Raw genomic sequence first — 14,075 nt, 5'->3', positions numbered from 1 at the left:
AGCAAAAAATCAAGGCAAGTTAATGACAACAAACAAGAGTAAAAATACCTGCAACAACACACCCCAAACAAGTCAAGCCCCTCCAAAACTACTACGAGAGCGACTCAAAGAGATTGAGATTCGGCTTGTAGATTTGGCAGATTTTTTAGAGATTTCTCGCCCCACAGCATACAAATTCATACAAATGTATGAGACAGGTTATAAGGACAACATAGAATCAAAATTGCTAAAATTTTTTGATTTTGTGATGACTGAAAAAGGACTTGATAAAAGCAAGGCAATGAGCTATATCGTAGAAAATCTCGTGCAGCCAAAGGCAAAAAGCACACAGGATAGAGCCCAAATCATTGCAAATCTTTTAAAAAAGGAAAACAGCGTGAAAATAGAATTCATTGATATGGTGGCACAAACGCAGGTGCTAGACCCCATTTTAGAGTATTTGCTAGAGTGTCAAAAGATCCTAGCAAAAAGCAAAAAGGCATTAAACGAAGAGGAAGTGGCAAAAATCACGCCACTAAATGAGCTTTACAATAAGCTTGGCTTACGACTTGACATTAAGATAAAGGAGCAAAAATGAATACGCGAAGCATAGTATTTGAGAATTTCAGGAATCTAGGTATAGTAGATTCTAAGCAAAAACACCTTAACAATAAGTTGCAACTAGGTTCTATTGATGGAGAGCATATTGGTGGGTTATTGGTCCTACTTGGTGGCAATAATGATGGAAAAAGCAATGTGCTAGATGGGCTAGTAAGCCTTGCAAATTCTAAGTTAAAAGATAGCGATAAGCCAGACTATCGCGGATACAAGGACGAGCCGAAGCTAACTTTGGAGTATAAAATCACAGACCCAAAGATATTGGAAGCAATCACAGAATCCACAAGCGATACACAAAAGCAAAGTATAGATTCTAACTTTGCGGGCAAAACTTTTGGGATATTTTTCACTGAAAGTAGCTTAGAAAAAGGTGTGGAGCGTAGTGAAAGCGATACGCAAGAGGAGTATTGTGAATTTATCCAAAATATGTTTGAAAGCTCTCAAGTGTATGGAATCTATGGCTACGATGAAGTAGGAGATAGGGAAGAAATCCGCCTTATTTTGCCAGAGCGTGATCGTATGTTACTTTGTAGTGCAGATCAAGGTGGTAAGGCGTTAAAGTGTTTTAGTGCGGTTGGAAAAAAATACGATGAGATTAAAGACAAAGATAGGGCGATTAAACTTGCCTGTAAATTTGTGATTGGCGATACTAAAGCTCCTAAAAATTGCGATGACGCAAGTTTATTGCGAAAATTTTTAAAAGAAGATTTTGAGGCAAAAGCTTACATTAAAGATACCCCCCCCCCCCGATAAAGCCACTTTTTGTTTCAGGCACTTTAACGCCACAAGGACTAGAAACAACCTTGCCAAAAAAATTAGAGAAATACAAAGAGTTTGATATTGAAGAGGCAAGGAAGCATATAGAAAAATGTTTAAGTCAAATATATGAAATTTTGGAAAATCGCTATTATAGTCGCAACGCCACAATAGAAGCGATACAGAATCTTCAAGCCTCTCTTTGTCAGCATAAAGAACTAAAAAGCTTGCAGAGATTATATGAGAATTTGAAAAACATTGTTAAAAACATTGTTAAAAACGATTTCTCACTTAGAGATAATGAGAATCTGCAAAAGCTTTTGCAAACGCCGCTTGAAAGCTTCCAAAAAGATATGCAAAGGCAAAAGGATAGAGATGTCATCAAAGAGCATTTTGGCATTGCTTTTAGACCAAAAATTGTGCTTTATACAGAAAATGCCATTGCTAAAAAGGACTTAAAAGTAGAGCCTAGCAAGATAGATACATCAAGCTTTTTTCAAGCACTCTTTACAATCTTACGCAAAGATATAGCAATGATACAGGAGGCTTACGAAAGAGATGATGGCGATTATCTCACCATCACGCAAGATGAGATTAACGAGCTTTTTACAAGCACAATCAACAAACGCTTTAATAACTTGTATTGTTTAGAGCAGCCTGTATATAGCTTTCATATTAAGTTGGATTCTGCGTTTGTGGAGCTAAGTATAAGGAAAAATGGCGATACAATCAATCTAGAGCGACAAAGCACAGGCTTTAAAAAATTTTTCAATCTCTTTTTTAATTTTCTCCACAAAGGCGAGATTAGCAAGGGCGATATTGTCCTAATTGATGAGCCAGAAAATAGCCTAAGCATACCAGCCCAAAGGGATTTGCGTGAATTTCTCAAAGACTATGGCAGGAAAAGTGGGATTTTATTTATCATCGCTACACACTCGCCCTATATGCTAGATATTGCTCACCTTGATGAAGTGCGGATTGTAAAGGCTTTGAACTCTTTGGAATCTAGTAAGATAGAAAATCCAAAAGGCTCACTTATTATTAATGACTTCTCAATGCTAGGCTATGGGGAAAGTGATACGCTGAATGATATATACAAAGCATTGGGTGAGAACATTAGGTTTGATGAAACGAGGCTTATACTTGTAGAGGGCATTATGGATTCTAATATTCTAAACGCATATAGCCAGATTTATGACTACAAAGATTCTAATAAACTTATATTTTTGCCAATTAGCGGACTTGGTGGCAAGGATAATACAGAATCTAGTGATGAAAAAAGCAAGGGCGATGAGCTAGAATTTAGCGATGAACAAAGGCAAAAAGCAGACAATCTCATCGCTTTTGCAAAAAGATTGCGTATCCACCCCATTTTGCTAGTAGATAACGACAAAGCGGGAAGGGCTATGAAAGAAGGTGCTGAAAAAAAATTTAAAAGTAAGCTTTCAGTAACTACACTTAAAGACGCCTTTACTAAGGACAACAAGGAATGCTTCAAGGACAACTTTAAAGACTTAGAAAAACTTAAGAAAATAGAAATAGAATCTTTATTTAGCGAGAAAGATAGAGAAACATTTGGCTTTGATACTTGCAAAGAAAACGGACAAGCAGGTATTGTCTCAAGTGTATTTAAAAACACAAATCTAAAAGACAGGCTTTCAAAAGAGACCACCCAACGATTTGATGAAATCTTTACATATCTTATTGGCTTCAACGACAACAATGTCGCAAGTATTTAACTACACCTAACAAGTATTTTTAAGTGCTTTTATGCTTTAATACCATCAATCAACCAAAGGTAGCAAAGATGTATTCCGCAATCTCGCAAAACCCAAGAGCAAAACCAAGCCTATGTCTGATCGCGCCAGCTTTCAACGAAGAGCAAGTGCTGCTAGATAGCTTGCAAGTGCTAGAATCCAAACTCACGCAAATGATAGAAAATGGCACAATCTCTAGCAAAAGCGCATTACTACTTGTCGATGATGGCAGCAGCGATAGCACTTGGGATATTGCAGAAACGCATTTTTCTAAGCATTTGCTCAATACAAACACAGATTCCCCCCCCCCCCCGTGAAATACCAAAGCCAGCAAGCCCAAGATTTATCGCTATAAAACTTACTAGGAATTTTGGACATCAAGCCGCACTGCTAGCGGGGCTGCAATATGCTCTGAGCAAATATGATTGCACTATAAGTATCGATTGTGATTTGCAGCAAGATGAAGAAAAGCTCAAAGATTTTATAGAGAAGTTTATCAATGGTGCTGATGTCGTGCTTGGCGTGCGCAATGACAGGCAGAGTGATTCTGTGTTTAAAAAATATAGCGCGCTACTTTTCTACAAACTTATGGGGATTTTTGGGGTAAGGATTGTGAAAAATCACGCTGATTATCGCTTGCTTAGTCATAAGGCTATGCAAGCCCTATCACATTATAGAGAATCTAACTTTTTCTTACGCGCGATCGTGCTAGATATGGGACTCAAGCAAGATATTGTGTATTTTGATGTCAAGCCGAGATTTGCTGGGGAGTCGAAATACAGCCTTAGAAAAATGCTCTCTTTCGCGTGGAGTGGGATCACCAGCTTTTCGATTATGCCATTGCGCTTTGTGAGTGCTATGGGGGCTATGCTGTTTATACTCTCTATTTTATTTGGATTCTATACGCTATGGGTGAAGCTTTGCACAGAGCAAGCAGTGCAGGGCTGGACATCTCTAGCGGTGCTTTTATGCTTTTTAAGCGGTGTGCAGCTCCTAAGCCTTGGGATCATTGGCGAATACATTGGCAAAGCCTATCAAGAGATCAAATCGCGCCCAAAATACCATATCGATACGATTTTAGATATAGAGAAAGCTTAACGATACATTGTAGGGTTTAGGTAGTGATTTGGCTATATGAAGACAAGCAATAAGTGGTGCGGAAGAGAGGACTTGAACCTCCATGCCTTGCGGCGCCAGATCCTAAGTCTGGTGCGTCTGCCAGTTTCGCCACTTCCGCAAAGTAAAAAGGGCATTATAATCTATAATTTTTAAAAGTAGCTGAAAATGCGACTTTAAGGGCTGGCAGTGGCGCGTGGCTTGGATTCTAGTGGCGTTAGTTATGACTTGGACTTGGCGTGATTTATCTCTTTGTTATATTAAAAACTTATAATCTCGCCAAAATTTAAAAGGATAAGAATGGAAAAAAACAAGCGCGTTTTAGTGAAGTTTTCTGGGGAGGCATTAGCAGGGGATAATGGCTTTGGGATTGAGCCAAAGATCCTTAGCTATATTGCTGATGAGATTGCTTCACTCCTAGAGGCGAAGATAGAAGTAGGCATTGTCATTGGCGGGGGGAATATTATCCGTGGTGTGAGTGCTGCACAAGGTGGTGTGATCCGCCGCACAAGTGGAGATTATATGGGTATGCTAGCCACAGTGATAAATGCGGTAGCTATGCAAGAAGCCCTAGAGCATAGTGGTGTTAATGTGAGAGTGCAAAGTGCCATTGAGATTAAAGAGATTTGCGAGAGCTATATTTATCGCCGTGCTATTCGGCATTTAGAAAAGGGACGGGTAGTGATTTTTGCTGCTGGGACAGGGAATCCATTTTTCACCACAGATACGACTGCTACCCTACGCGCAGTGGAGATAGGAGCAGACTATGTGATCAAGGCTACAAAGGTTGATGGTGTCTATGACAAAGATCCTAAGAAATATCCTGATGCCAAGCGACTTGATACTATCTCCTATGATGCAGCTTTAGCAGAAAATATCAAAGTGATGGACGATACAGCAATCGCCCTAGCCAAAGATAATCGCCTACCTATCATCGTGTGCAATATGTTTAAAGCAGGAAATCTCCTTGAGATCGTGCGTGATGGCAAGGGTGTGTTCTCTGTGGTGAGATAGGGGGATATGCATGATACGCTTACTTGTATGCTTATGTGGCTTTGTGGGGGCTTTATGCACTCTTTCTATGGCAAATGCCCCAGCTACGCTTGAACACTTTGTGCCACTGGTGCTAGAATCTAAACAGAGCAAAGTAGATGCAACTCACAATGCCAAGCCTCAAGCTACACTACCCCCGCTTAGTAAGACACCCCAAGTGCGGTTGTGGGATCTAAGCGCGCAGTATGTGGAGCAATTTTCTCCTGCGATCGCACATTTACGCAAGCTTGCTACAACACAGGAGCAAAAAGACTTCATCAAAGCGTATGAAGTGTTTTTCCGCGTGGCATTGCTGCGCTTTGCCACAGAGTATGTGCGTGATAATGACGGTTTGACTGCTTTCTTAGATACAGATTCCATAACAGAATCTAAAGTCATTAAGCCAAAAGAAGAGCACGCACGCAAAAAGATAGAGCTTGCTTGGGAGAGCTTTTTGGCAGAGCAAAATGCCTTTATCCTAAGCTTTGGGGGAGAGTTTTTCCACTTCCTTAGCAGCTATAAGCCGACAAAGGTTTGTGTCAGCGGGGGCTGTGGGCACGAGACCGAGCTATTTAATCTTGCCAATACTTTCCGCTCGCTTCAAAGCAAAGATTTGCAGCTACAAGAAGTCTTGCGATATGGCACACAAGGCTTCGCGCTTTTTGCTCTAGTTGCTAGTATCCAAGATTCTGGTGAGCTATTCAAGGACTTGGGATTTGATGGCTTGCGTGCTTATCCTAGCAAGGAGCTTGAGCCGCTTATAAAGGAGCTACAAGGCTTTGAAGATAACGCGTGGCTTGGGGCATTTGTGGGGTATTTTGCGCACGAGTATCTTTCCAGACTCTACCGCGCTAAATACCTCTTGCGCATTTACACACAAAAAAGCAAAACCAAGCAGATCCTAGAATCTATGGCACAAGATGGGCTTGCTCCTTGCCTAGATTCTACCATTTTGCCAAAGCAAGCTCAAAAGCTCTGCGAGCAAAGCGCGCATATAGCACAGAGTGATTTGCCAGATATGGTAATGGGCAATCGAGTCTTTTTCCTGCAAGATAGGCAAAATTGCCTAGAGCTATACTATGAGCAAGATAAGGCACATTTGCGCCTTATCCCAAGCCTCACAAGCACCAGCGCGATATGTCAAACGCTCCAAAAAAGCGCGCAAAAGCTTGTGCAAGAATCGCTAGAAGAATCACTGCAAGACTCTGCGCCGCCTGCTCCCACGCCCATAGATTCTGCCCTATCTCCCAAGCAGCAAGCAATCCTAGAACGCATACAATCTCCAAGCTTCGCGCTTGATTTGCAAGACTTCAGCAAGCTTTCAAATGAAAAAATCAGCGAGCTATGCAAAAAGGGCAGCATAAAAGCGTGCCAAATCACCGCCACTCGCACAAAAGATCTAAGCCTTTTGCTAGCAAACTGCAAGGCAGGGGTGGGGGAGTCTTGCGCGATGTTTAGCGAGCTAGTGCTATCAGGGCAGAGCGGAGGCAAAAGCAAAGAAAAAGACACAAGCAAAGACAAGGCTAAGGGGAGTAAAGTAGGCATTGCCAAAGTGCTAGAAGCTAGCAAAAGAGGCTGTGAGCTAGGGGATAGTGGCTCGTGTGCTATGCTGGGCGAGCTGCTTGCGCTAAAGCAAGAGCAGATCAAGCACTTTACAAGCAGGGGTATTGATACTTCATCAATTACGCGCGATCTGGCTGGCTCACTGCCCCTTTTGCAGAAATCCTGCGCGCGTGGAGAGGAGCTAGGCTGCCTAGGGCTTATCGCTCGCGCTAAAGAGTATGAAGCAGCCAAGCTGACAAGCTCTGCCAAAGAGCTTATAGCAAGCGCGTGTGCGCCGCTAGAATACCTGCTAGGTGGCTGTGATGAAACAAGGGCAAATAAAATCCTAGAAGTGCAAAAGACCTTTATGCTAAAGGTGATTTATAAAGATAGCAAGCTGACAAAGGCGGATTTAGCGCAGTTTGAAAAGGTGTGCAAAGATGGCTCAAATCTCGTGTGCAGGACACTTATGCGCTCTTATGACAAAGTCTATGATAGCCCTAAGCAGTATAGAGATAGCCTGCGTGCGGTAGCTAAGCTTGCGTGTGCGCGTGATGATAGTGAGAGCTGTGCTGTGCTAGCTGGGCTAGAATCTACCAAATCAAAAGGAAGCGTTGAGCAAGCCCAGCTTTATAAAAAGGCGTGTGATTTGCTTGAGATCGAGCGTGCAGACTATATGGATAGATTACGCCTAAATAGCTATGCTAGCTGCTCTAAAGCAGGCGATGCGTTTTGGCTAGGTAAGGGAGCTGGAAAAGATAGGCAAAAAGCGCAGATCTACTACTATCAAGCCTGTGAGAATGGCGAAGATGGCGCGTGCGATAAGCTGCGCTCCACACTTGCCAAATAAGTGCAGAATGCCATTGCTATGCTTGGGCTTTAGCAATGGCGCGATCACTAATCCACCACCTTTGACACTGATGTGGCTTAGAATCTACTTTATTATGTTGTGTGCTTGTGGCTGCTAAAAGTCTTGTCGCGCTTTTTGCCACGCTTCTGCTAGCATAGAATCCGCGATAACACATAAGCTGGATTCTAGGAAAACATTACCAAGCAGTGCTATGGTAAAGCGATGTCTTTTGTGCTGCGCAAAATCTGTCCGGTGCGGCGATTTATGGCTTCGATATACAAAAACACCCTATCGCCGACAATCTCAAATCCGCCCTTATAATCATCATCTAACACAAAATCTCCAGAAGCAATCTGTGCAGCGTGGCAAAGCTTAGCTACTTGCTCAAGGCTTTGCAGATATAAAGCCCCTTGGAATTTTATGTGCGAGTTTGTGAGCCTATCTAGTGTAATGCCTGTGCTTGTGCGAAGGCTTGTGAGAAAAAAGCCAATAAGTAGCAAAAGCATAATGGCATATAGCAAGACATACGCTTTTGATGTGGATTTATAAGATGATCGCAACGCGCCCATAGCTACCGCAGCCAACCTACACGATTGACACAAAATATCTTGTGAGACAGATTTGTGCATATATCTATGCTAAAGGCGTTATTGGGCAAGGATTTCACATCAAATCGTGTAATATCTTGCCCCAGCAGCACGCCATCAAGGAATATTGAATGATCGCGCAAAATGATCGTGTGCGATCCGCTCTGCAGGGTAGAATCCACAAATGTAAAGCTAGATTCTGTCTCTAAATGATTGCGGATAATATCGGCGGTATTGGATAGGGAGATTTGCGCGAGAGCTATACTGCTTTTTGCTATGGATTGTCTTTGGAGTGAGAGAGCTACTTGCACAAGCGTGATAACAATAAGCGATAAAATCACGATACCAAACACTAGCTCTAGTAGCACAAATGCTCGCGCGTGGCTAGCTATGGTGTGCTTGACTTGTCGCATACTTGTGGGATAAAGAGCTTAAAAGTGCTTTGAGACTGCGTAGTGCTAGAAAGCTCACCTTGGCAAGAAAGTCCATCGCTACCGACTATGATATGTGGTGCTGGTGCGATTTTGGATTCTAGCTCTTGGAGTGCTTTTTCTTGCACGACATCTAGCTCAGCTACGGGCAATTCCGCGGTCATTGATCGCTCACGATAAAAATGCGCCAAAATCCCAAACGCCACGCCAATAACCACAAGCGCAAACACAAGCTCCACCATCACAAACGCACAAAGCACCTGCGTGGCAGTTTTGCGCGCTTGCAAGCTAGGGGCTTTAGCGAATCTTTGGGCTAGCATTTAGCGTGCTTTGACTTGGCTGTCGGTATGTATTTGAGGCTTTGGCATACTGAAAAATTCCTTTTCTAGCACGACAAAAAGATCCCTATGCTTCTGCGTATTCCCTTGAGATTGAGTGTTTTGAGTAGTTTGAGCTATCTTACCTGTAATCTGCAAAGCAACAATCCACCGCCCCTCTGCCTCTATCTCAAACGATGGGCTTACAAATACCTGCTCCTTTGGGTCAAAAAGCATTGTGCCAATGAGAATCTGCCCTCCCTTATGCTCTGGCACACTCTTGCTAAATGATCCACTACTAGAATCATAAATATGCACTTCTTGGGCTTTGGGATCGCCTATTTTTTGCATAAAGACCTGAATGTGCAAATCTTGCAGGTCATTAGATTTATGATCTAGTGTATCTGCAAGCAAATAGAGTGTATTGAGCTGTTTGATGAGCAAGATATTTGGCGAGTTATTTTCTACTTTATCACGATGAGAAGCACGAAAATAAGGGGAACTAGGCTTTAGGATACTATCTTTTGTGGGTTTGGTATTTGCTTGGAGATAAAAGTCATAATACTCTTGCAGCGTATCAGTGTCTTCTAAAAGCTGATTGATCGCACTATCTGTGTCGGTATGCTTCTGGAAAAATGAGCGATCATCATAGACTGGATGTTTTACAGAAATATACACAGAAATACAAATCAAAATAATGCCGATAAATATCGCTAGCAAAATACCATAGGGCCATAAATTACGCGCCTTAGTTGTGCTGGAGTCTTGTGGGCTGATGGGATTTGGTTTCATACTCTCTCCTAGGAAGAAGGTTTTTTACGAGAAAATTGAGCAAGCACAAAAAGTCCAAGCAAAATAAGCAACATAGCATAGAGAATAAAGCGCACAAAAAAACGCACGCCTTGCTCATCTGTGCTAATACTATGCTCAAACTTTATGTCATAGTGGCGAGCAATGATGTCTGTGATCTCAGCATAGCCATTGAGCAAAATCGCAGAAAGTCGCTCGGGCGTGATGTCTTGCTCTTTTTCTGGGATAAGTGGTGCCATATAGTCAAAATACACAGAATCCAATACTTTAGCACTAAGAAATGCCTGCAAATCATCACTACTAACAAGATCGAATTTTCTTTCTTGCACAAACAAAGACAAGACAACATACGGCTCTGGCAATCGCGAATAAAATGTCGCTTGATAATCTTTACGCGCTTGTTTTGTTGGATACCTTGGAGAGGTAGAGATCTCATCGATAATATCGATATAGATTTTAATGCCTGTTTTTTGAAAAATTTCTGCCGAGAGAAGCCGTATGATCTCTTGTGTCTTTGGCACGAGAGTTTGATGTGTATTGCCGATGATGTAGCCACTAGATATTGGGCTACCGACATCAGCATATAATAGGGGGGCAACAAACAGCGCAAAGACAATGCGCTTAAAAAAAGGCTTCAAGCTATTCCTTAAACAAGATGCAAAAGCCCATCGGGAATAAAAGCAATAGCAATAGAAACAACACCCAAAACAACCAGCAAAGCACCTAATAATTTTTCTGCTGCAGTAAACATAGATTCTCCTTTATTGTGCATCTTGGAAGAAGTTTTTATTTTCCACGCTTTGTGCCTTGATACCCTTGTAGTCCTTAAACTCATAGTAATTTTGCGCGTTAGCACTTTGCACACTTACAGCAACATAGCCAAAACCAATCGCAAGAACAACGACAAGCACAACAGCCACCAAATATCCCAAAAGCCCATTTATACCAAATAGTCCATTCATCACCTACTCCTTTACTCAGTCATTAACTTGTAGCGAGTTGATATAAGCAGTCAATGCCTCAACTTGTCTTTCGCTAAAGTTTGCGTAATTGAAAGATGGCATCTTGCCTATGAAGCCTTTCTTGCCATTTTTCAAGACTTGCTCTACAAGCACATAGTCTCCATAAGTATTGAGATTTGAAGCAAAGCCTTCTATGCCATTTGCATTACCGCTTCCATCGTTGGCGTGGCAAGTGGCGCAAACATTTTGATACACAACTTTGCCTGCTTCTACATCAGCTTGTGAATACTTTGTAGATTTGCTAGGAGAAAAAGTCTTCATCACATACGCTGCAACTTGTCGTTTTTCATCATCGCTAGTAAGAAGCCCTGGTGGCATCTCTCCAGCGATATAATTAAGCCCTTTACTACCCACATCAATAGTATGGATAATGCCCTCTTCTTTACCCCAAGCGCGAAGGTTTTGTGCTTGACCATTGATGCCTTCTGCATTAAGCCCGTGGCATTGAGAGCACTGCACCAAAAAGATTCCTTCCCCCATATCGATTTTATCTTCAGGGGTTAGATTCTGCCATTGCTGCTCAAACTTCTCGCTGTTAGCTTTGACTTCTTCATTGTATTGCCCAATTTGTGAGAAACTCTTTAGCGGATAACCAAAAAACATATACCAAAATCCCCAAACAATAAGCAGCATAAAAATCACAAGCCAGCCCATAGGGATATTATTTTTAAACTCCTTGATCCCATCCCAATCGTGTTCTGTCAATTCCCCATCGTTTTTGGCTGTTTTCATTTTTTTGACATAAAAACCAACCACATAGATAGTAATCACCAAAATAGCTAACGCACCCAATAAAGCAATAATATTGACACTATCACTCAACCAATTCATCTCTGCTCCTTTTCTGTAATTCTAGGCTCTATAAGATCATCATTTAGATCATCTCGCACAGCCAACTCACCATACTTCTCATAATCGCGGATACCACGCTCTTGGCGTCTCCACATAGAAACTGCATAAGAATACAAAAACACGATAAGAAAGATCGTTACGACAAAATATACGCCTACTCGTAAATATTCTATAGTTTCAGCTTCCATATCAACCCCGCTTATTTTGTCCTACGCGCTTGCCCCAAGCTATTAAGATAAGCGATCAACGCCACAATCTCTTTCACTTCGCCTTTTTCCAAAGCTTCTTTGATTTCTTGAGATTTCATATCATCGACAATTGCTTGGGCTTCTTGCAGGTAGATTTTCTTAGCTTCTTCAATATTTTCCCCAATGGCAACGCCACCTTCTGTGTTATACGGCACAGCAAAAACTTTCATCTGTGTATAAGCCTCAGCATACGCTGTCTCAAAATCCGCATTTTTGGCATAGAGATGCTTATATGCTGGCATTATAGAAGCAGGGACAACACTTTTAGGATCAAGCATATGCTTTTCGTGCCAATCTGTTGTTCTGCTATCACCAATACGATGAAGATCTGGACCCGTGCGCTTAGATCCCCACAAGAATGGGCGATCATAAGCATACTCGCCATTTATGCTTGCCATACCATAACGATCAGTTTCTGCTAAAAATGGGCGAATAAGCTGTGAATGGCAGTTATAACAACCCTCATTAATATAAACTTGTCGCCCTGCAGTCTCTAGCAGAGAGTAAGGCTTAAGCCCAACAAGAGGGCGTGAAGACTTAGAAAAGTCTGGGAGAATCTCCACCAACCCAGCGATAGAAAATACGATCAAAAACGCCACCGTGAAAAAGAATGGATTCTTTTCTAACCAACTAAACATATTTTCTCCTTACACGCTTATGCAGCCATAGGTGAGGCTGATTTAGGCTCACTCTCTAGTTGTCTTGCTGCTGTGATAGTCATTATGACATTGTAGATAAACATCACAAAACCAATAAGATACATTGTCCCACCAATTGCTCGTATCAAATAGTATGGGAATAGCACGCTTACTGTATCGATAAATTGATAAGCAAGATAGCCATTTTGATCCACATCTCTCCACATCATACCCTGTGTGATACCAGCGATCCACATACTTGAGAAGTAGAATACAATACCAATTGTCATAATCCAAAATTGTATATCCATAATCTTGCGTGAGTAAATTTCTCGCTTATACATTCTAGGAAGCATATGATAAGAAGCTGCAATAATGGTGAATCCTACCCAGCCTAGCACGCCATCATGCACATGTCCAACAATCCAATCCGTAAAGTGCGCAAGCGCATTGACAGACTTGATTGATTGGATCGGTCCTTCAAGCGTGGAGAGCATATAGAATGTAGCAGCTAGCATAAGGAATTTTATCAATGGTGATTCTTTAAGCTGATGCCATTGCCCACGCATAGTAAGTAGCATATTAACTGCAGTCCCCCAAGAAGGCAGAATCAAAATCACAGAAAACACCATACCAAGCGTTTGCACCCAATCAGGCACGGTGGAGTAGATCACATGGTGCCCACCCGCCCAAATATAGATAAACATCAAGCTCCAAAATGAGAACAAAGTAAGTTTATAAGAAAATATACTCTGCCCTGATTCTTTTGGCAAGAAATAATACATCACACCAATGATCCCAGATGTGAAAACAAATGCCACGGCATTGTGTCCCCACCACCACTGGATAAGCGCATCATTGCTCCCTGCATAGAGTGAAATTGAGTGCCAAATACTCCCTGTCCCAGCGACAAAATAAGTAGGAATAGCAAGGTTGTTAAAAATAAAAAGCACAGCAATCGCAGTAAAAGTAGCGATGAAATACCACAGAGAAATATAAATCACATTTTCTCTGCGCACACCCATAGAGCCAAACATACTAACGCCCCAAAGCACCCAGACCACAACTACAAGCAAGTCAAGTGGCCACGCTAGCTCCGCATACTCCTTAGACTGCGTAATCCCAGCAAACAATGTAATAACCGCTAGCACAAGTAGTGCGATATAGATCCAAAAATGCGCCAAGCCCACAAATTTCAAAAACGGATGTTGATGATAAGTGATCTTAAGCACCCTTTGCCCCAAATAATACCAAGCTGCCCAAATCCCACTTAGCGTGAAACCATAAATAATCCCATTTGTGTGTAATGGTCGCAATCTACCAAAAATACCATATTCACCAGCAATATAGTTTAGATCTGGAAACGCCAACTGAAACGCAAGAACTACACCAATAAGCATACCGATAAACCCGAACGCCAAGGTGGAGTATAAAAACAATTTTGCTATAGAATAGTCATATTCTAAGACCGCATTGCTCTGCATTTTCTCTCCTTTTTGTAAGAAATTGCGATTATTCTA

General features: G+C 41.8%; 18 protein-coding genes and 1 tRNA gene. 7 read left to right on the top strand and 12 right to left on the bottom strand.

The window, feature by feature from the left end; genetic code table 11:
• The first annotated feature begins 22 nt into the window (after window positions 1-22).
• From DX060_RS05040 to DX060_RS05030, 5 genes are all read left to right on the top strand, one after another.
• Window positions 23-577 (top strand): hypothetical protein, encoded by a 555-nt coding sequence (locus DX060_RS05040; RefSeq protein ID WP_115011441.1) that lies wholly within the window; start codon window positions 23-25, stop codon window positions 575-577.
• Window positions 574-1,350 (top strand): hypothetical protein, encoded by a 777-nt coding sequence (locus DX060_RS11940; protein ID WP_258552205.1) that lies wholly within the window; start codon window positions 574-576, stop codon window positions 1,348-1,350. The genes DX060_RS05040 and DX060_RS11940 overlap by 4 nt, the downstream gene beginning before the upstream one ends.
• A gap of 50 nt (window positions 1,351-1,400) precedes the next feature.
• Entirely contained in the window at window positions 1,401-3,092 is a 1,692-nt protein-coding gene (locus tag DX060_RS11935; protein ID WP_258552204.1) for an ATP-dependent nuclease, read from the top strand.
• A gap of 68 nt (window positions 3,093-3,160) precedes the next feature.
• Window positions 3,161-3,427: a glycosyltransferase family 2 protein gene (locus DX060_RS11930; protein WP_258552203.1), complete on the top strand. Its 267-nt coding sequence runs from the start codon at window positions 3,161-3,163 to the stop codon at window positions 3,425-3,427.
• Entirely contained in the window at window positions 3,333-4,208 is an 876-nt protein-coding gene (locus tag DX060_RS05030) for a glycosyltransferase (protein WP_309473196.1), read from the top strand. The genes DX060_RS11930 and DX060_RS05030 overlap by 95 nt, the downstream gene beginning before the upstream one ends.
• Before the next feature lie 54 nt (window positions 4,209-4,262).
• Here the strand turns inward: DX060_RS05030 and DX060_RS05025 are convergent.
• A tRNA-Leu gene (locus DX060_RS05025) sits at window positions 4,263-4,347 on the bottom strand.
• A gap of 179 nt (window positions 4,348-4,526) precedes the next feature.
• On the opposite strand from DX060_RS05025, the gene pyrH reads away from it, so the two are divergent.
• Together pyrH and DX060_RS05015 are read left to right on the top strand one after the other, a co-directional pair.
• Window positions 4,527-5,240: a UMP kinase gene (gene pyrH / locus DX060_RS05020; RefSeq protein WP_115011440.1), complete on the top strand. Its 714-nt coding sequence runs from the start codon at window positions 4,527-4,529 to the stop codon at window positions 5,238-5,240.
• 10 nt (window positions 5,241-5,250) lie between these two features.
• The gene (locus DX060_RS05015; RefSeq protein ID WP_115011439.1) at window positions 5,251-7,650 is read left to right on the top strand and encodes an SEL1-like repeat protein; all 2,400 of its coding nucleotides are present in this window, start codon (window positions 5,251-5,253) and stop codon (window positions 7,648-7,650) included.
• A gap of 16 nt (window positions 7,651-7,666) precedes the next feature.
• On the opposite strand, the gene DX060_RS11315 is transcribed toward DX060_RS05015, so the two are convergent.
• From DX060_RS11315 to ccoN, 11 genes are all read right to left on the bottom strand, one after another.
• Window positions 7,667-7,825 carry a hypothetical protein gene (locus DX060_RS11315; protein ID WP_181814196.1) on the bottom strand — a complete coding sequence of 53 codons (159 nt, stop codon included), beginning with the start codon at window positions 7,823-7,825 and terminating at the stop codon, window positions 7,667-7,669.
• 34 nt (window positions 7,826-7,859) lie between these two features.
• Window positions 7,860-8,219 carry a hypothetical protein gene (locus DX060_RS05010; RefSeq protein WP_115011438.1) on the bottom strand — a complete coding sequence of 120 codons (360 nt, stop codon included), beginning with the start codon at window positions 8,217-8,219 and terminating at the stop codon, window positions 7,860-7,862.
• Between the two features lie 2 nt (window positions 8,220-8,221).
• The gene (locus tag DX060_RS05005) at window positions 8,222-8,650 is read right to left on the bottom strand and encodes a hypothetical protein (RefSeq protein ID WP_115011437.1); all 429 of its coding nucleotides are present in this window, start codon (window positions 8,648-8,650) and stop codon (window positions 8,222-8,224) included.
• Window positions 8,626-8,988, bottom strand: coding sequence for a hypothetical protein (locus DX060_RS05000; RefSeq protein ID WP_115011436.1), 363 nt, complete (start codon window positions 8,986-8,988; stop codon window positions 8,626-8,628). Before DX060_RS05000 ends, DX060_RS05005 begins: the two co-directional genes overlap by 25 nt.
• Window positions 8,989-9,777, bottom strand: a complete 789-nt coding sequence (locus DX060_RS04995) for a hypothetical protein (protein ID WP_115011435.1) — start codon at window positions 9,775-9,777, stop codon at window positions 8,989-8,991.
• 8 nt (window positions 9,778-9,785) lie between these two features.
• On the bottom strand, window positions 9,786-10,433 hold the full coding sequence (locus DX060_RS04990; RefSeq protein WP_115011434.1) for a hypothetical protein: 648 nt from the start codon (window positions 10,431-10,433) through the stop codon (window positions 9,786-9,788).
• Window positions 10,434-10,556: 123 nt separating this feature from the next.
• A complete protein-coding gene (locus tag DX060_RS04985; protein WP_115011433.1) occupies window positions 10,557-10,757 on the bottom strand; it encodes a DUF4006 family protein in 201 nt (66 codons plus the stop codon).
• A 15-nt stretch (window positions 10,758-10,772) separates the two neighbouring features.
• Window positions 10,773-11,648, bottom strand: a complete 876-nt coding sequence (ccoP, locus tag DX060_RS04980) for a cytochrome-c oxidase, cbb3-type subunit III (RefSeq protein WP_115011432.1) — start codon at window positions 11,646-11,648, stop codon at window positions 10,773-10,775.
• Window positions 11,645-11,857 carry a cytochrome c oxidase, cbb3-type, CcoQ subunit gene (locus DX060_RS04975; protein ID WP_115011431.1) on the bottom strand — a complete coding sequence of 71 codons (213 nt, stop codon included), beginning with the start codon at window positions 11,855-11,857 and terminating at the stop codon, window positions 11,645-11,647. The genes ccoP and DX060_RS04975 overlap by 4 nt, the downstream gene beginning before the upstream one ends.
• An 11-nt stretch (window positions 11,858-11,868) precedes the next feature.
• Window positions 11,869-12,555, bottom strand: coding sequence for a cytochrome-c oxidase, cbb3-type subunit II (gene ccoO, locus DX060_RS04970; RefSeq protein ID WP_115011430.1), 687 nt, complete (start codon window positions 12,553-12,555; stop codon window positions 11,869-11,871).
• A gap of 17 nt (window positions 12,556-12,572) precedes the next feature.
• Window positions 12,573-14,039 (bottom strand): cytochrome-c oxidase, cbb3-type subunit I, encoded by a 1,467-nt coding sequence (gene ccoN, locus DX060_RS04965; protein ID WP_115011429.1) that lies wholly within the window; start codon window positions 14,037-14,039, stop codon window positions 12,573-12,575.
• Window positions 14,040-14,075: the final 36 nt, after the last annotated feature.

This window comes from Helicobacter canis, assembly GCF_900451095.1.
In the GTDB taxonomy this organism is placed as follows: Bacteria; Campylobacterota; Campylobacteria; order Campylobacterales; family Helicobacteraceae; genus Helicobacter_B; species Helicobacter_B zhangjianzhongii.
The sequence above is the reverse complement of the archived record's forward strand: the minus strand, read 5'-3'. Positions and strand labels throughout refer to the sequence as shown.